16 protein-coding genes and 1 other RNA gene are annotated in these 19064 nt (G+C 43.0%); 1 reads left to right on the plus strand and 16 read right to left on the minus strand.

The genetic code is table 11. The annotated features are described in order from the left end of the window. Positions 1-18: 18 nt before the first annotated feature. The 7 genes from typA to E0485_RS16850 all read right to left on the minus strand — a co-directional run bounded on the left by typA (position 19) and on the right by E0485_RS16850 (position 6800). Positions 19-1860, minus strand: coding sequence for a translational GTPase TypA (typA, locus tag E0485_RS16820; protein ID WP_132419242.1), 1842 nt, complete (start codon positions 1858-1860; stop codon positions 19-21). A gap of 106 nt (positions 1861-1966) precedes the next feature. Then, the gene (locus E0485_RS16825) at positions 1967-2449 is read right to left on the minus strand and encodes a LiaI-LiaF-like domain-containing protein (protein WP_132419243.1); all 483 of its coding nucleotides are present in this window, start codon (positions 2447-2449) and stop codon (positions 1967-1969) included. A gap of 100 nt (positions 2450-2549) precedes the next feature. Next, the gene (locus E0485_RS16830) at positions 2550-3227 is read right to left on the minus strand and encodes a TerC family protein (RefSeq protein ID WP_132419244.1); all 678 of its coding nucleotides are present in this window, start codon (positions 3225-3227) and stop codon (positions 2550-2552) included. A gap of 45 nt (positions 3228-3272) precedes the next feature. Beyond that, a complete protein-coding gene (gene thiI, locus E0485_RS16835) occupies positions 3273-4481 on the minus strand; it encodes a tRNA uracil 4-sulfurtransferase ThiI (RefSeq protein ID WP_132419294.1) in 1209 nt (402 codons plus the stop codon). After that, positions 4481-5647, minus strand: coding sequence for a cysteine desulfurase family protein (locus E0485_RS16840; RefSeq protein ID WP_132419245.1), 1167 nt, complete (start codon positions 5645-5647; stop codon positions 4481-4483). Before E0485_RS16840 ends, thiI begins: the two co-directional genes overlap by 1 nt. Before the next feature lie 117 nt (positions 5648-5764). Further along, the gene (locus E0485_RS16845) at positions 5765-6427 is read right to left on the minus strand and encodes a lytic transglycosylase domain-containing protein (protein ID WP_132419246.1); all 663 of its coding nucleotides are present in this window, start codon (positions 6425-6427) and stop codon (positions 5765-5767) included. A gap of 163 nt (positions 6428-6590) precedes the next feature. Next, positions 6591-6800 carry a DUF1540 domain-containing protein gene (locus E0485_RS16850; protein WP_407944859.1) on the minus strand — a complete coding sequence of 70 codons (210 nt, stop codon included), beginning with the start codon at positions 6798-6800 and terminating at the stop codon, positions 6591-6593. A 174-nt stretch (positions 6801-6974) separates the two neighbouring features. Between E0485_RS16850 and E0485_RS16855 the strand changes: the two genes are divergently transcribed. Further along, positions 6975-8873: a S8 family peptidase gene (locus E0485_RS16855; RefSeq protein WP_132419247.1), complete on the plus strand. Its 1899-nt coding sequence runs from the start codon at positions 6975-6977 to the stop codon at positions 8871-8873. A gap of 45 nt (positions 8874-8918) precedes the next feature. On the opposite strand, the gene rnpB is transcribed toward E0485_RS16855, so the two are convergent. The 9 genes from rnpB to glyQ form a co-directional block, all read right to left on the minus strand. Then, positions 8919-9330: RNase P RNA component class A (rnpB, locus tag E0485_RS16860), an RNA gene on the minus strand. A gap of 93 nt (positions 9331-9423) precedes the next feature. Next, positions 9424-10539 carry a Nif3-like dinuclear metal center hexameric protein gene (locus E0485_RS16865; RefSeq protein WP_132419248.1) on the minus strand — a complete coding sequence of 372 codons (1116 nt, stop codon included), beginning with the start codon at positions 10537-10539 and terminating at the stop codon, positions 9424-9426. Beyond that, on the minus strand, positions 10515-11288 hold the full coding sequence (locus tag E0485_RS16870; RefSeq protein ID WP_132419249.1) for a tRNA (adenine(22)-N(1))-methyltransferase: 774 nt from the start codon (positions 11286-11288) through the stop codon (positions 10515-10517). Before E0485_RS16870 ends, E0485_RS16865 begins: the two co-directional genes overlap by 25 nt. Further along, complete coding sequence (locus E0485_RS16875) at positions 11281-12129, minus strand: hypothetical protein (protein WP_132419250.1); 849 nt, start codon at positions 12127-12129, stop codon at positions 11281-11283. The genes E0485_RS16870 and E0485_RS16875 overlap by 8 nt, the downstream gene beginning before the upstream one ends. Before the next feature lie 143 nt (positions 12130-12272). Then, positions 12273-13400, minus strand: a complete 1128-nt coding sequence (gene rpoD / locus E0485_RS16880) for an RNA polymerase sigma factor RpoD (protein WP_132419251.1) — start codon at positions 13398-13400, stop codon at positions 12273-12275. A 33-nt stretch (positions 13401-13433) separates the two neighbouring features. Then, positions 13434-15266: a DNA primase gene (gene dnaG, locus E0485_RS16885; RefSeq protein ID WP_132419252.1), complete on the minus strand. Its 1833-nt coding sequence runs from the start codon at positions 15264-15266 to the stop codon at positions 13434-13436. Positions 15267-15320: 54 nt separating this feature from the next. Continuing rightward, on the minus strand, positions 15321-15788 hold the full coding sequence (locus tag E0485_RS16890) for a YaiI/YqxD family protein (RefSeq protein WP_132419253.1): 468 nt from the start codon (positions 15786-15788) through the stop codon (positions 15321-15323). A 264-nt stretch (positions 15789-16052) separates the two neighbouring features. Further along, entirely contained in the window at positions 16053-18131 is a 2079-nt protein-coding gene (glyS, locus tag E0485_RS16895) for a glycine--tRNA ligase subunit beta (protein WP_132419254.1), read from the minus strand. A gap of 1 nt (position 18132) precedes the next feature. Beyond that, positions 18133-19011, minus strand: coding sequence for a glycine--tRNA ligase subunit alpha (gene glyQ / locus E0485_RS16900; RefSeq protein WP_132419255.1), 879 nt, complete (start codon positions 19009-19011; stop codon positions 18133-18135). Between the last annotated feature and the right edge of the window lie 53 nt (positions 19012-19064).

Here is a 19064-nt window from a genome sequence, read left to right on the forward strand (position 1 = left end):
TATTCCATTATACAATATTTATATGTTTACATCAGCACTTTTACGATGTTTCTCTGCACGTTCGCGCTCACTCTTGTTCAAGATTTTCTTGCGAAGACGAATGGACTTCGGTGTAATTTCACAATATTCATCATCGTTCAAGTACTCAAGTGCCTGCTCCATGGAATGCAGACGCGGCGCTTTCAACGTTACCGTACCTTCTTTAGTAGCGGAACGAACGTTAGTTAATTGCTTCTCTTTACAAATATTTACAATGATGTCATTCTCACGCGTATGCTCACCAACGATCATACCTTCATAGACTTCAGTTCCTGGGGTAACGAACAGAATTCCACGATCCTCAACACCAAGCATACCGTAGAATGTAGTTGAACCTGTCTCTGAAGACACAAGCACACCTTGATGTCTGCCGCCAAGACCAGAACCTTGATAAGGACCATAGGAATCAAATGCATGGTTTAGTACGCCATAACCTTTTGTCAATGTCAAGAAATACGTTCTGTAACCGATAAGACCGCGAGCTGGAATCTTGAATTCCAAACGAACATTACCATTGCCGTTATTGACCATATTGACCATCTCGGCTTTGCGTGTTCCTAGGCTCTCCATTACCGCACCCATGCTTTCCTCAGGAACATCAATAATCAAGTGCTCGATCGGCTCCATCTTCTGTCCATCGATTTCACGAATGATTACTTCTGGTTTGGATACTTGCAATTCATAACCTTCACGACGCATATTCTCAATCAGAATACCAAGGTGAAGCTCACCACGACCTGAAACGACAAATGCATCTGGAGAATCCGTTTCATCTACACGAAGCGATACATCCGTTTCTAGTTCTTTGAATAGACGTTCACGAATCTTACGTGAAGTGATCCATTTGCCTTCTTTACCTGCAAATGGGGAGTTATTCACAAGGAATGTCATTTGCAAAGTAGGCTCGTCAATTTTCAGAACAGGAAGTGCCTCTGGATTAGCTGGGTCTGCAATGGTTTCACCAATGTTAATGTCTTTGATACCCGAAATAGCAACGATATCACCGCCTGCTGCTTCTTCGATCTCGATACGTTTTAGTCCTTGGAAGCCGAACAGCTTCTCGACACGACCTTGCTTAACATTACCCTCGCGAGTACATATAGCAACAACTTGTCCTTGGCGAACCTTACCACGATTGACACGACCAATCGCAACACGGCCTAAATATTCATTATAATCCATCAAAGTGACTAGGAATTGTAGGGACTGATTAATATCCTCAGTTGGGGAAGGAATATGTTCAATAATGGTCTCATAAAGTGCCTGCATGTTCTCATCTTGCTTCTCAGGATCAAGCGATGATGTACCTTGCAATGCAGAAGCATACACAACGGGGAATTCTAATTGTTCTTCACTAGCGTCTAATTCGATGAAAAGATCTAGCACTTCATCAATAACCTCATGCGGTCTTGCTGCAGGACGGTCAATTTTGTTTACAACAACAATCGGTGTTAAATTCTGTTCCAGCGCTTTACGCAAAACGAATTTCGTTTGTGGCATTGTACCTTCGAATGCATCGACTACAAGCAGAACGCCATCAACCATTTTCATGATACGCTCAACTTCACCGCCAAAGTCGGCGTGTCCTGGTGTATCTACGATGTTAATTAAATAATCTTTATACTGGATTGCTGTATTTTTAGCTAGGATTGTAATGCCGCGTTCACGTTCAATATCATTAGAATCCATCGCGCGTTCTTGTAACTGTTCATTACTGCGGAATGTTCCAGATTGTTGAAGCAGCTTGTCAACGAGTGTTGTTTTACCATGATCGACGTGGGCGATAATCGCAATGTTTTTTATTTTATCTCTTGCATGCATATGTCTCAATTCCCTCTCTATACCACAAAATAAGCGCCGGACTTTTTCCGACGCTTGTGAACCTATATTAGTATATCCTCTAATTGTAAAAAAGGCAAGAAAATACTTACCAAATTTTCGGCTTACGCACAATAATAAACAAGCCAGTTAGGATCAGAAGTGCGATAATCAAGTAAATACCAATTGTAACCAGTAACGTCATTCCGAACAAGACAATGGACACGATTCCTAAGATAGAAGAGGCAATCAAGAGTCCTCGTTCATTGTCTCTGCTAAAGGTATACATTTCGTATAGACCAATCGCCACACCCAAAATGAAACCAGGCCATAAGTATTTCATTAAACTCCAACTAAAGATGTTGCAGAACAAGAAGATAACTCCATAAGTTGTCAATATTCCCCCAGGAACTAGAAGACCTACAGGCAATAATCCACCGAAATAAAGAAAGTGGAATGCAGCACCAAGAGCAATGAGAAGTAACGGCCAAAGCAAGATTCCGATAAAACTAAATACGCCTAATTTACCAAGCAGCAAAATAATCGCTACAACAATCAGCAGGATACCGATTGAATAATTTCTACGATTCATCTGATTTCTCCCCTCTGAATAATTAACAAGTTCGACATTGATCTACAGTTAGTTTAACTGATATTGGATAAAATTTCTACTAGACCTAGGTCGGACTTCGTTAACGAGTTGTAACATGCGGTATATTTTTACGATTAGCCCATTTCTTAATTAGACCAATGATAATGACAAATGCTCCTCCTGCAATCGGAATCAACCAATGAGGAATATACTGATCGACATATGGTGCCACTTTAATATCATTCGTAAACATTTCGCCTGCTGTATAGCCAAGTATTCCCGCTCCAAGAAACACAAAGATTGGAAACCGATGAAGTAGCTTCATCACGACACTGCTCCCCCATATAATTAGCGGAATACTAAGCGATATACCCAAAATAATAATGGCGATATCATTCTTTGCCATTGCCGCAATGGCCAGCACATTATCCAGACTCATGATAAAATCTGCAAGAATAATCGTTCGAACTGCTTTGCCAAGTGAACTGGCTACTGCTATATTTCTGCCGCTATCATCTTCAATCAGCAGCTTGATGGCAATCCATATTAACAGAATCGAGCCCACAGCCTGGATGTAGGGAATACCGAGGATCGATACAGCTACCAGCGTCAGGATAAGCCGTAGCCCGATCGCACCGAATGCTCCCCACCAAATCGCTTGCGTCCTTTGTACTGCAGGCAAATTCTTGCTTGCCATTGCAATAACAACTGCGTTATCTCCACTGAGCACGATATTTACAATTAAAATTTGGAAAAACAAGAGAATGCTTTCCCACATATAGTTGCCTCCCGTCAGCGTACTGACGATTGCTAGGCTAGAATTTTAGAATAAATGCATCGTTTCCTCAGCGGCTTCGGATTGTGGTTTCACGACTAGTGTTTCTGTGCCCCGTATCGCTTCTTCTATTAGTTCAGGCAAGAAATCAAATGTTTCTTCGATATGGAACACAACATTCAAATTCGGATTCGTTGCAGGTGATTTAGGCAAGAAAAGCGTGCAGCAATCGTCGTACGGTAAAATTGAAGTTTCATACGTATCGATCTTTTCTGCAATGCGAATAATCTCCGTCTTATCCATTGTAATCAAAGGCTGAATGATCGGCAGATTAACAACACGGCCAATTGCATTCATGCTAGCGAGCGTTTGTGAAGCAACCTGTCCAAGACTTTCTCCGGTAACAAGCGCCCCCGCTCCGTTCTGCTCAGCTAATCGCTCTGCTATTCGATACATAGCACGACGCATGAACGTAATCATAAAATTACCCTTATGCGCTTCATGCAATCTTGTCTGAATTTCTGTAAAAGGAACGAGATGCAGCTTGATTTCTCCAGCATACTCCGAGAGCTTCCGAGTTAAGTCTATTACCTTCTGCTTAGCACGTTCACTTGTATACGGATAACTATGGAAATGAACCGCTTCAATTGCAAGCCCTTTGCGCATTGCGAACCAACCAGCGACAGGCGAATCGATTCCTCCTGATAAGAGCAGCATCCCTTTGCCATTCGTACCGAGCGGAAATCCCCCAGTACCTGGTATAACCTCTGAATACAATAAAGATTTGGTTTCGCGAATTTCGACTCGAATATTAATCTCTGGATGATGTACATCAACTTTTAAATTCGGTGTTTCATCCAAAACATGGCCGCCCACTAAATAATTCATTTGATGAGAGTCATGCGGAAACTTCTTATTCGCTCTTCGAACAGACACTTTGAATGTTTCCGGTGCTTTAGCTTGTGCACGGAATATCGATAAAGCGAGGTTTTGAATCGCTTGAACCTCATTATCTGTCGTATAGGCAGGTGAGTACGAACGAATTCCAAATACTTTTTGAAGAACTTCACTCACATGCTCGTAACAATTTTTTACATTCTCTATATACAGTCTGCCAAACTCGCTAGAATACGTAATTTCCTCATGCTCAGATAATAATCTTTGAATTTGCTTAGTTACACTTTGCTCGAATTTTTTACGGTTACGTCCTTTGAGTGTCAATTCACCAAAACGGACTAACATGATGTCAGGATACATCACGATCTCTCCCCTCTTAATCTTGCTGTCGGCTTCAGTACCTGAACAACCTGTTCTAGTGCCTTCACGCATTTGATCATATCTTCTTCTGTATGCTCTTCACCAAAAGATAACCGTAAGCCACTACTTGCGCGATCCCGATCATATCCCATAGCTAACAGCACATTACTTGGCTTAAGCTCATCAGATGAGCAAGCGGATTTCGTTGATATACAAATACCATGTTTCTCCATGGCATGTACGACAACCTCTGCTTTCATACCTGGATAGCAAAAATGCACGATATGCGGCGCCATGTCATTCGAATTTGCCGAACCGGTTAATCGCAACTCTGAAATTGCGGATATGCCATCCGTTAATACTTGGCGCAGTCGATATTTATGCTGGATTGCATGTGCTAGATGGTCTGTTGCCATACGAAGTGCCTTAGCCATACCGATAATGAGCGGAACATTCTCTGTTCCTGAACGATTACCTGCCTCTTGCCCTCCGCCGACGAGAAGCGGCATTAGCTTGACATTCTCGCGTCGATATAAGAAGCCAATACCCTTCGGACCTCTGAACTTATGCGCAGACGCCGATAATAAATCAATACCTAGCTCATGCGGTGCAATCGGAAGTTTAGCCACCCCTTGAACAGCATCTACGTGAAAAAGAATCCTTGCATGATCCGCTAACTCCTTGCCAATCTCAGCAATTGGCTGTATACGCCCTGTCTCATTGTTTACAAGCATAACACTAACCAGAATGGTCTCATCGCAAATGGATTCCCTTAACGCATCCATTCTAACACAACCTGTTTCATCGACTGGCAGGTAAGTGACACGAAAGCCTTCATTCTCCAATTGCTTGAATGATTCCATTACCGATGGATGTTCAATCTGAGTCGTAATTAAATGATTGCCGCGACTGCGATATTGATAAGCAGCTCCCTTAATCGCTAGATTATTACTCTCCGTTCCTCCTGACGTAATAATGATTTCATTCGCTTTAACCTTCAGAATCTTCGCTATCACATCCTTCGCTTGTCCAAGCAGTCTTTCAGCTTCGACCCCAAGCTGATGCAGCGATGAAGGATTCCCGTAATACGATCTCATAACCTCCGCTACGGTATCAATTACTTCTGCGTAGGGTGGTGTTGTCGCTGCATAATCCAAATATAGCATTTCTACACTTGTCCCCTTCCCTTTATCATATGATGCTTAAACAAAAAATAGCCGCGCCCTGATACACAGGGCTCAGCTTTTATAAAAGACATTCGTCTAAGTTCGTTATCTAGGTCATCAACCTGCGAAGGCTTGCTTATAATGCAATACCTTACGTATATAGTTTTGAGTTTCAGTAGGCAGTGTTTGAAGCTTATTGCTTAAATCAACTTCTGTACGAATTCCTAATCGATCGACACGACTCGGACCTGCATTATAAGCGGCAAGCGCAATAGCTTCTTGTCCATCGTATTTACGCAATAAACCTGCTAAATACTTCGTTCCTCCATCAATGTTCTGCGAAGGATCATAAGGATTAACAACACCTAAGCCTTGTCCTGTTGAATCCATCAGCTGCATAAGTCCCTTGGCTCCTGCATGAGATGTCGCATTCGGATTAAAAGATGATTCCTGCTTGATAACAGCTCGAATTAAAGCGGGATCTACACCATATTTACTACTAGCTTCATTAATCAAATCATCATACGTCGAAGCCTCAGCATAGAGCTGATACGGCGAATAGGCGCGATTAAGAGGTGCAAGAGCATTTAAAGGATCACTTGAATCCTCTGATTGCATGGATGATTCTATGCTTCCTGTCTGCATCAGCATCCCCAAAACTTCATTAAACTCCTGGCTAGAATCATTATTTACGCGCTGTGATCCCGATAGAATATCAGACTGGTCAAGCAGCTTTAACTGGAGAAGTTGTTTCATAACTCTTGGATCAATCGTATTCATTCAATATCACCTTTGCCTTAAAGTTAATTACAGTATACTACAATAATATCGGCTAAGGCGAGGATTGTTTGAAGAGTGAAGAAGTAATGGTATATAAAATAAGCAGGCTGCAAGCAATAATTTGCCGCAGCCCGTTCATGTAGCGATATGGAATTAGTCAATATTACTTCTTTGGTTGGAACGTATGACAGCAGGTGCTAGAAGCTGATCTAGCTGTATCCTGATGTTCAAACTCGGCAGCAAATTCAGAATTGTAATTCCGATTTGCATGCTGATCGATATCAATGATAATCGAATCTGCATGACATAAATTGTTTTGTCCCCAATACGTGCAATTAGAAACGGAACATTTTACTACTGGTTTTGTCGTCAATGTTATCACCCCTATCTAAACGTTCCCGTAACTAGCTATGACTATACGATAGCGAGACGAAGAGCCATTTATTACTAGCCCTGATTCATCTGAATAGTTACAGACCATTTATCCAAAACTAGTTAGGTCTATACAATTCATGATTTCTTGCAAATCAGACAGGCAGGGTCGATAATGGGAAAACTTATATACGGTATCATTGTAGCAGTCATTTTGGGGTTCATTCTGTACCCCTCAGTTAGCAACGTGAATCCTTCTCCTCAGCTCAATGCTGAACAGCCGCCACAGGCGGCGCCGCAGCAGCAAGAGTCCGTACAACCCAGTGAGGTTAAAGCCAAAGAAGCGCTGATCGATGATGATGTTCGTATTACGGAAGAATTATCGAGAGAGCATTCCGTCTATACGACTGAGCAGCTTCTGGCTAATTTGCAAAAAGATCAAGCATTAACACAAGCATCCTTTCAGAAACAGGTCTCTTCATGGCTTGATAAACATCAGAGTGTTGTTTATATCCAATATGGCAGCATCTCCAAAGATCATAATTCAAACTCTAACGCCAAATTTCATAATGACAATGCCCCTCAGAAAGTTATAGAAGCAGCTGCTGAATATCTGGAAGAAGCTGATCGTTCGGTTAGCAATCAACAATCGTACATCTCTTCACCATTTCAGGTCGACAATGTGAATTACTTTGTTCTGGGTGAGCCTTCAGCAGATGCCAAACATTATATATTGGGTGTTGTAAAGCAGGATCTCTTGGATCGTGTAAGAAGTCATCAGCGCAAGAATATGCGGTTAGAGTCATTTCAAAGTGAAAAAAGAATCAACGTCAAGACCGTCGAGCCTGGGCAGCTCAAAAACAAATCTTATGAAGCGCCCAATACTGATAACGATAACGGTAATGAAGAGAGCCATTATGCAAAGAATGAAGTCGTAGTCAAATTTAGAAGAGCGCCTTCCGCTAAAGATTTAAGACAAATTCTAGGACAAATAAACGGATCTATAATCAAAAAGCTAGGTCAAACGTATATCTTTAAATCCAATCGGATGGATACACCTAAGCTCATTCATTATTTTAGAAAATGGAATGTTGAATATGTGGAGCCTCATTATTTGTATATGACGAATGAAGAACCCGCTGCTCCAACCTCATTCGGTCGATTTTTGTTTAACAATATGCAAGGTCCCGAGCTCGCGCAGACCTTTAAGCCTAATGATGAGCTGTATTCCAAGTATCAGTGGAATTTGCGGCAGATCGGGACCGATCAAAGCTGGACATTCAATAAAGATGCAAGCGGAGTAATCGTTGCAGTTATCGATACAGGCGTCGATTTAACACACCCTGATATTGAGCCGCATATAGCAAGTGGATACAATGTGATTAAACCAGAGGATCAGCCCGATGACGATGTTGGTCATGGGACACATGTATCAGGCGTTATTTCAGCGCTCGTTAACAATCGCTTAGGGGTGGCAGGTATGACGTGGTCAAGCCGTATCCTGCCTGTTAAGGTGCTGGACGAAACAGGTGCAGGCAGTACGTATGCCGTAGCCCAAGGCATTATCTGGGCGACAGATCACGGTGCCAAAGTCATTAATATGAGCTTAGGCAATTATGCAACGTCCAGCTTCTTGCATGACGCGATCAAGTATGCTTACGATAAAGATGTCGTCTTGATAGCTGCGAGCGGCAACGATAATACGGATCGTCCTTCTTACCCAGCTTATTACCCAGAGGTATTTGCAGTTGCAGCATCCGATTCCAATAACAATCGCGCTTCTTTTTCAAATTATGGTGATTACATCGATGTTACTGCACCAGGTGTCAATATTGCCTCCACGTATCCCAAAAATCAATATGTAGCTTTATCAGGAACTTCTATGGCAACACCGCATGTCTCTGCTTTAGCTGCGCTTATCCGTGCAACGAATCCATCTCTTCGCAATACCGAGGTTATGGATATTATCCGTACAACAGCACAAGATATCGGTGATCCTGGAACTGATTCCTACTTCGGATATGGATTAATTAATGTTCCAAAAGCAGTTGAGGAAGCTCAGAAGCGTAAGTAATGTATAGCAAAAAACCGTCCTTCACAGGACGGTTTTAACGTTCAGACGGTAAGTTTGCCGTAAGCCGGGTTCTGTACTTCCAGTGGTAAACGGGTGAACTCCCCTCCCACCATTGAAGTGACAATCATCTATCTAGGCTATATATTGCTATACAGCTCAAGCGACCAACCCGAATGCGTCTCGGGCTAAGACTGTCGATTCCATAGGATCGACTGCATTCCTCTTAGGTCTTGCTCCAAGTGGGGTTTACCAGGAATATAGTCACCCATACTCCTCGTGGTCTCTTACACCACGGTTCCACCCTTGCCTGTGCGCTTATAGCGCCATCGGCGGTCCATTTCTGTGGCACTATCCTTCAACTCGCGCTGACTGGACGTTATCCAGCACCCTGCCCTATGGAGCCCGGACTTTCCTCTCGCAGCAGTCTCCTGCTGCCAGCGATTGTCTGTCAAACTTATCGATTGCTTTGCTTAGTATACCTTTAATTAACCAAGGATTCAACTATGAATGTCTGGAAAATCAGTCAAGAAGAAACAATAGCACCGTCTCTCTAAATAAACTGGAACGGCTCCGTATTAATCTTAGAGGCAATTACCGTAGTTTCGTATTTCTTCTCATCGAATCGCTTAGATAAATATACAGCCACCGCTGCTTTCATCACTTTCTCAACGTTATGACCAACGTCGATGACAAGCATACCAGCTGCTAACGCGTCATGTGCCGCGTGATAGTCTACATCACCAGTAACAAGCACATCCGCTCCCATGAATTGCGCTCGCTTCCAGTAGCGGCCTCCTGAACCACCGAGCACCGCAACCTTGCGAACCGAACGGTCCAGATCACCCACAACGCGAACAGTGCCAACTTCGAACACCCGCTTCGTCTCCTCAGCCAGCTCTCCAAGTGTCATTGAAGCTGGCAGCTTACCCGTTCTCCCTAATCCGAAGGTTCTGCCCTTCAAATCGAGCGGATATAAATCATAGGCAACTTCTTCGTAAGGATGTGCTTTAAGCATAGCCGAAACGACACGCCTTGCAGCATTCTCAGCTACAATCGTTTCAATCCGAACCTCATTTGCCTGCTCAAACTTCCCTTGCTCGCCAATGAACGGATCTGAGCCTTCGCGTGGCATAAAGGTACCTGTTCCATCAATGTTAAAGGAACAATGGCTATACTGGCCGATCCAGCCTGCTCCTGCGCGGAATAGCGCCTGTTGAATGACCTCATGATGCGTTTTGGGTACGAATACAACAAGCTTATTCAACTTCTCTGTATGAACATCCTCTAAATGGCTTAGCTCGGTTAAACCTAGCTTTTCCGATAGCAGATCATTCACGCCACCAGTCGCAACGTCCAGATTCGTATGTGCAATGTAGACGGCTATATCATGCTTAATTAGCTTCTCATACAATCTGCCTGCAGGCGTATCGGTCTGCAAATGAGCCAAAGGTCTAAAAATAATCGCATGATGCGCGATGATCAAATTAACGCCTTCTGCAATCGCCTCTTCAACAACCTCGTCTGTGACATCAAGCGCTACAAGCACCTTACGAACTTCCTTGCTTAACGATCCGAGCTGTAAACCGATTTTGTCATCAGGCATTGCATAAGCTTTAGGCGCAAATTCTTCGAACAACGAAATTATTGCTGCACCTTTTGCATACATGTAAGCACCCCCTGAATTCGTCTAATTTCATTCGCCAATTCTTCTTCCTTCTGTCTGGACACAGGCATATCCGATTTCGCCAGGTTCTGCCGAATACGTTCCAATTGAGCCAGTTCCATCTGCCATTTGGCAATCCAAATCTTCGAAGGATTCGGTTGAATGAAATAAGGTCCCATGCGCATTAGCAACTCTTGATCGATTAGCGTTTCGGGCATCTGTTCATAAGTACGAGATGCATAGAGCTGAACGGATTTGCCCTCATTCTCTTCTGTTTCACGAACAGCGGTAAGGATCTCGTATATTTTGCCATCCTCTTCTAAGATGGTTTCACTTGTTAAGAACCAGCCATTCTCTAGCAGCCAGCGACGAACCATTTCTTCGCCCACATTAGGCTGAAGAATTAGATGCTTAACACCTTCGAGCTTATGTTTACCCTGCTCCAGAATAGAAGCAATTAAGCTGCCACCCATTCCTGCGATCGTGATCGTATTCACTTCGCCTGGCTCAACAACTTCAAGACCATTGCCCAGCCTAGGAGAGATATTGTTCTCCAGCTTGGCATCACTTACTTGCTTCATCGCTGCGTCGAGTGGGCCGCTATTTACCTCTCCTGCAATCGCAAATGAAATCATGCCTTGCTGTACCAAGTAAGTTGGCAGCAAAGCATGATCAGAACCTATATCAGCTAGCCTAGCTCCTTGCGGAACTCGCTCAGCAATCATTTGTAGACGTTTTGAAAGTTTAATCATCTGAAATTCCAACCCATTTCATCCAGTTTTTTCGCGATAAGATGATGATAATACTACCTATAACCAGCTTGCCAATTAACGATATCTGCATGATGAATTGATCCGACGCTTCTGGGATAAATAAACCAAACAATTCAGGCACAAGCCATGTCCCGATTCCAACTAACAATAAGACACTCGCTATTTGCTTATTTCGGTAATGAATAAGTGATCCTATCCATATGAAGACCAGAGCAAGCGGAACAAAGCTAAGCTGAAGGTTAAGCCAGTTCATCACACCAAACTGATTATGGAGTAACCAGCAATATGTAAATAACAACGCGATCAGACCACATGCCTGTAGAACCCTCATCCGTCCTGCAAGACCGATAATGAACCATATCAATGCACATGCTGCGATATAAATTATATAATGCTCAGATAGCGTACCTTCGGTGCTGCGTAGAATGAATATCCCTGCAACTAAGAGTGACAAGGAAGCCAAACCACTCAGCCCATTGCTTATGATAGGTGTTCGATGTCTTAATAGAATGCCCACCACATAACAGAATACAACAAATACAACCGAAACAGCAACTTGCATAATCAAGTTCTGCATCGTAAAGCTATAGATAACAACGGCTAGCAGAGCGGTGATAATGGCAGTAAGCAACCATGCTTTCCAATTGCTCGATTTCATGGGCAAAATGGATTTGTATTTATGCTTGCTTTCATCTTTCTCTTCGCTTTGCTCCAATCTGTATAAATTCATTAAAAAATCACAGTATTGCTCAGGCAACAGCTTGGAACGGCGCCATTGCATAATCTCGGCTACAATTATTCGTCTTTTATCCTCATCCATTATTCTCACCTTCCCATAACCTTTTATCGGTTGATGAAAGCGGTTCTATTATATAAATTCTATATCACACAAAAGGACTGTCGCCAAAGCAGATATATCTACTTTATTGACAATCCTTTCTATTGGTTATCTATGAAGTTATTTTACTCTAAGAAATCCTTCAATCGCTTGGATCTGCTTGGATGACGAAGCTTGCGTAGAGCTTTGGCTTCAATTTGGCGGATACGTTCACGTGTTACGCCGAATACTTTGCCAACCTCTTCAAGTGTACGTGTACGACCATCATCTAGTCCGAAGCGAAGACGCAGCACATTCTCTTCACGCTCCGTTAAGGTGTCTAGCACGTCTTCAAGCTGTTCCTTTAACAGTTCATATGCAGCAGCGTCTGCAGGAGCAAGCGCTTCTTGATCCTCAATAAAATCACCTAGATGCGAGTCATCCTCTTCACCAATTGGCGTTTCAAGGGAAACAGGCTCTTGCGCAATTTTCATGATCTCACGAACTTTGTCCGTGCTTAGATCCATTTCCTTCGCGATTTCCTCTGGAGTCGGTTCGCGCCCAAGCTCTTGCAATAGCTGACGAGAAACGCGAATCAATTTATTGATCGTCTCAACCATATGCACGGGAATACGAATCGTTCTTGCTTGGTCAGCAATCGCACGAGTAATCGCTTGTCTAATCCACCATGTTGCATAGGTCGAGAATTTAAAGCCCTTATCGTAGTCGAATTTCTCAACAGCTTTAATTAAGCCCATATTACCTTCTTGAATTAAATCCAGGAAGAGCATTCCGCGTCCAACATAACGTTTAGCAATGGAAACAACTAGACGTAAGTTAGCTTCTGCAAGTCGTCTCTTAGCTTCTTCGTCACCTTGCTCGATACGCTTAGCTAGACCTACCTCGTCTTCTGCTGACAATAGAGGTACGCGTCCAATTTCCTTTAGGTACATACGCACTGGGTCACTGATTTTAATTCCAGGTGGCAATGAAAGATCATCGCTAAAATTAAACTCGTCTTGATCCTGCTCGGAATTGCCTCCGTTCGGCATATCTTCCTCGTCATCGGATTCACCGCCTACATCAATACCAAGTTCAGATAATTGCTCATAGAATTCATCAATTTGATCCTGATCCTGTTCAAATGGAGCTAGCTTTTCCATTATATCTTTGTAAGTCAATGAATGGCGTTTTTTACCAAGTTCAATGAGCTGTTCTTTAACCTGCTCTAGCGTGAGCTCTGTCTCTAGTTCAGTACGTTGATCATTGGCCATAATGCATCTCCCTCCTCCCTAGAAATTGAAATTCTATTTACGCTGTGCAAGCTGATTTTCTAGGGATATCTTTTCTATTGCTATCTGTGCTGCACGAAGCGAATCTCCTTCTCGCTCCGCCCGTATGATTTCTTCCTTCTTGCGTTCAATTTCTTGCAGTAAACCATAATTGCTGATTTCACGAATGTAATCATCAATAATATCGAAGCTTATGACATGACCATCCTCAATAATTGCAATTGAAGATGCAAGCTTTTCTAATGAAGCGTCTCTAAGGGTTGCTAGGAATGAGCTATGACTGAGTTCATCATGTTCAGTGTAGTAACTGTATAAATAAGCAGCTAATGCCGCGTGAGCTTCTACGTTAAAACCGTCACCCAAATGCTCTTGAACATACCGACATACTTCTGTACTACGCATCATAACCGACAGAAGTAAACGTTCCGCACGGTGATAGGCTTGGTACTGGACAATACCAACATCCGTTCTCCCATTATTCATAACATTATTCCACCGTTTTGGTTTCTTATCCCCGGCCTTCATCTTTTTTTGCTGTGAAAGCCTAGCTTCATGTAAGCTATGCTTTAGAACTTCATAAGATTCATTAAATTCGACGCTTAAATCTTTGACATAATGATCACGTTCAAGCGGGGAACTTAATTCTCCAATGATTTCGACTGCTGCTTGCAAATACCTTAGACGATCGCCTTCTTCGTTCAAGTTGTAATTCTTGCGGCTATGAAGAAGTCTAAAGCGCATAGCAGGAACAGCACCACGGATGATTTCACGAACAAACCGATCTTGTCCATTAGATTCGATATATTCGTCAGGGTCTTTACCGTCTGGAATCATTGCAACTGAAACACTGCAGTTAACTTTCTCCAGCATTGGAATACATTTGGCCGCTGCAGCTTGTCCAGCAGAATCGCCATCATAGCAAATAATAACACGCTCGGCAAGCCTTCGAATGATATCTGCTTGTTCTGGTGTAAAAGCAGTCCCCATTGTTGCAACGCCATTATGAACTCCAGCGCTCCATGCTTTGATCACGTCCATGAATCCTTCAAAAATGATAACCGTATGATCCTTGCGGATTTGTGGACGTGCAGCGTGCAAATGAAAAAGAGAACGGCTTTTGTTAAATAGCATCGTCTCAGGTGAGTTCAAATATTTAGGCTGTGCTTCGCCAAACGCTCTTCCTGCAAATGCGATTACACCGCCTGAAGTATCGCAAATCGGAAAAATAATGCGATTACGGAACCGATCTACGAAGCCCCCCCCTTCTGATCTTGCAGAAATTAATCCGCCTCTTTCCATTAAAGGTAAAGAAAAACCGCGTTTCTCCAGTAGTTGCGTTAAAGTGTCCCAATTAGCTGGAGCGTATCCTATTCCGAAAGTATCGATCATTTTATCTGATAATCCACGGGATCTTACATACTGTAGAGCCTCTTTACCTTGATCGGTATTTCGCAAAATATATTGATACAGCTTTGCAGTTAATTCATGTGCTTTCATTAAAGTCGTTCGTTCAAATCCAGCTTGGCTGTCCGCCTCAGAAGGTTGATCCCACGTAACCTCAATATTCGCATCAACTGCAAGTCTCCTTACTGCTTCTGCAAAAGAATAGCCTTCAATTTCCATAACGAACTGGATGGAGTTTCCTCCAGCACCGCATCCGAAGCAATGATAAATTTGTTTCTCGGGCGTTACTGTAAAGGAAGGCGTCTTCTCGGAGTGAAAAGGACATAGCCCTTTAAGATAGTGTCCTTGCTTAGACAGACTTACATATTTACCGACAACATCCACAATGTCATGATGGCTTAACACCTCTTCGATGACTTTGTCAGGAATTCGTCCGCTTCCCATGCTGTAATCACCTTCATTTCGGGTAGCACGTAAATATCACGTAAATATAATTCGCTACAAGAATCTATTCTCCTGCAACTGTTTCAAAAGTTTTGTCATACTTTGTAGAAATTCTTGTTTTTCGTGGGCTGTAATTGGTTTAGGACCTTTGGCATATTTGCCGCTTCTTCTTTGTTTGGCAAGTGCATGCCTTCGCTCGAGCAATTCATCCATATTATCATTGGTAAAAATTAACCCTCGAGGTGACATGACATGCGCGCCTTTGGCAAGCCCAAGTGCAGCTAAGCCATAATCTCCCGTAACAAGCACATCGCCTGATCGGATCCGATTGGCAATATGCAAATCCGCTGATTGATCGGAAGGATCAACCTGAACAGTGGTGACATGACTTCCTTGCTCACTTAAAAAATGAGCATAGGAGGCAACGAAGATGACATGGACATCACAAGCTTGTCCAGCGGCCATAATTTCTTTTTTAACAGGACAGGAATCTGCATCAACAATAATATGAAAATTATGCATGCTTGTTATAACCCCAAATTTCACAATATATCGTATCTATTATATACGCTGACAGATTAAAAATTCCTGCTGATCCTATTACGCAGTTTATAGGAATTAGTTGCATCCAATTTTATCAAATTGGATCATGAGGTTAAGGGCCCGTGTTAAAGTCTGTCACAACAAGAAGAAACGGCGTTGTCACTATAAGCTTAAGAAGCAAACTTCTCAACTTCCTAGTGACGAAGCCGTCTTTCTTGTTACAAAGCATTACAGAACGTTATCTTACCACACAAGCTTATGGAAATCAGCAAATTGTACACAATCAGAAGAAATTCCGCTAAGCAAAGCTAATCGGTTGCGTCGAATGGCTTCATCTTCAGCCATAATCATAACACCATCAAAGAATGCTGTAATTGCCCCTCGAATTCCGGTTAGCGTTGCTAGAGCTTGCTGCATCTCGCCTTCGCTAAGCTTAGCTGCATAAATGCCACGAACCGCTTGCCATTCTTCATATAGATGATGCTCAACTTGTTCTGTGAATACAGCCGGATTAACCTGATCATTGCCATCTGCTTTGCCAGCAAGATTGTTGACACGATTAAAGGAATCAACGGATATTTTAAATTCAGGCTCTGCGACCGCGTTCATAAGAACTTCCGACTTGCTTACAACTGCAACAATGTCTCCATAACCAGCGCCCATAACAGCATCGATCACATCATAACGAATGCCACGCTCAGTTAGTACATTCTTCACGCGTAATCCGAAGAAATCATTCATATCGGACTTAATTTCTTCTACTTTACGCTTCGCCAGATTAGCATCTTGAAGAACTTGTAATGCAAGCTCAAATAGTTCAGGCAATGTGATCGATAGCTTATGGTCAAGTACCATCTGAACAATACCTGCTGCTTGACGGCGAAGTGCATACGGATCTTGTGAACCCGTAGGGATAATACCAATTGCAAAACACCCAGCAATCGTATCCAATTTATCCGCAATGGATACAATCGTTCCAACTAGAGATGCAGGTGATGCATCACCAGAGAAGCGAGGCATATAATGCTCGTTGATCGCTTTGGCTACCGTTTCTTTCTCGCCAGCTTTACGAGCATAGTCTTCACCCATAATTCCTTGCAACTCAGGGAACTCGTATACCATCTGTGTAACTAAGTCAAATTTACATATAGTTGCTGCACGCTCCACGTCAGCCATGACAGACGACTCAGCCTGTAATTTCTTCGCCAAGCTATCGCTAATACGAACAATACGACGAACTTTATCTCCGATTGTGCCTAACTCCTCGTGGAAAACAATCGTTTCAAGTCTTTCCAAGAAATGTGCAATTTCATGCTTTTGATCTTCTTGGTAGAAGAATTTCGCGTCTGACAGACGAGCACGTAGCACCTTCTCATTACCTCTTGCAACGACATCGAGCGACACATCATTACCATTGCGAACCGTTACGAAGAACGGCTTCAGATTGCCTTCCGCATCAAGCACAGGGAAGTATCTTTGGTGTTCGCGCATCGATGTGATCAGCACTTCCTTCGGAATGCCCAGGAACTCTGGATTAAACGTTCCGTACAATGCTGTCGGGTACTCAACGAGGAAAATAACCTCTTCAAGCAGATCTGCCTGCATAGGAACATTCCAGCCTTGCGACTCCTCGAATGCCTTAATCCCATCAACAATAAGCTGCTTGCGCTCTTCAATATCAACAAGGACATATTGCTCGCGAAGTGATTCTTTGTACGCAGAAGCTTCGCTAATTGATGTTTCTTTTCCTAAGAAACGATGTCCACGTGATACACGATCGGATTGCACGCCTGCGATTTCAAATGGAATTACTTCCTTACCAAATAAAGCAACCAGCCAGCGAATAGGTCTAACATATTTAAGCTCCTTTGCACCCCAACGCATATTCTTAGGGAAGGATAAGGAAGTAATCAGACCTGACAAGCTCTCACTTAGTAAAGCAGCCGTATCTGCTCCTTGTAGGTTTTTCTCCGCATAAATATATTCAACACCTTGAAGCTCTTGAAAAAAGAACTGTTCAGGCTCAACACCCTGTGAACGTGCAAAGCCTAAAGCAGCTTTACTCCAGTTGCCTTGATCATCAAGCGCAATTTTGCGGGATGGGCCTTTGACCTGCTCTCTAACATCTGAGCCCTTCTCCGCTAAATCAGTAATAAGAACAGCTAGACGACGAGGTGTAGCATACGCTTTGACCTCAGTAAATTCAATTCTTGAATCTTGAAGAAACTTTGTCATTTTATCCGCGAGTTGATTAACCGCATCACGAATAAATCTGGCAGGGAGCTCTTCCATACCGATCTCTAGCAATAAATCCTTGGCCATGTTACTCCTCTCCTTTCTTCAGAAGCGGGAATCCAAGACGTTCTCTAGCTTCCAAATAAACCGTTGCACAATTACGGGCTAAATTACGTACACGCATGATATAGCCTGTACGCTCTGTTACTGAAATCGCGCCTCTTGCATCAAGTAAATTGAATGTATGTGAACATTTTAAAACGTAGTCGTAAGCAGGGAAGACCAGTTCAGCCTCAAGCGCACGCTTAGCCTCAGCTTCATATGTTGTGAACAAATTAAACAGCATCTTCGTATCGGATACTTCAAATGTATATTTGGAATGCTCAAATTCAGGTTGCAGGAATACATCGCCGTATTTAACGCCGTCTACCCACTCCAAATCATATACATTCTCTTTATCTTGAATGTAAGAAGCAAGTCGTTCAAGACCATAGGTGATTTCAACCGAAACAGGGCTAGTATCGATACCGCCTACTTGTTGGAAGTACGTAAACTGCGTTACTTCCATACCATCCAGCCATACTTCCCAGCCAAGTCCCCACGCGCCAAGCGTTGGGCCTTCCCAGTTATCTTCAACAAAACGGATGTCATGATGAAGCGGGTCGATACCTAGACGCTTTAAGCTTTCTAAGTACAATTCTTGAATATTGTCCGGAGACGGCTTCATAATTACTTGAAACTGATGATGCTGGTAAAGACGATTCGGATTCTCACCATAACGACCATCCGTAGGACGACGTGAAGGCTCCACATATGCAACGTTCCACGGTTCAGGTCCGATCGTTCTTAAGAAAGTCATCGGGTTGAATGTACCCGCTCCCTTCTCAACATCATAAGGTTGCATAATAATGCATTGCTGTTCTGCCCAGAATTTCTGCAGCGTTTGAATAATTCCTTGAAAATTCATGTTTCCTACCCCTTTCCATTACTTAAACTCGTTCAAGCTTGGCAAGCTTTCGA

Source organism: Paenibacillus albiflavus, assembly GCF_004344915.1.
Classification (GTDB): domain Bacteria; phylum Bacillota; class Bacilli; order Paenibacillales; family NBRC-103111; genus Paenibacillus_AM; species Paenibacillus_AM albiflavus.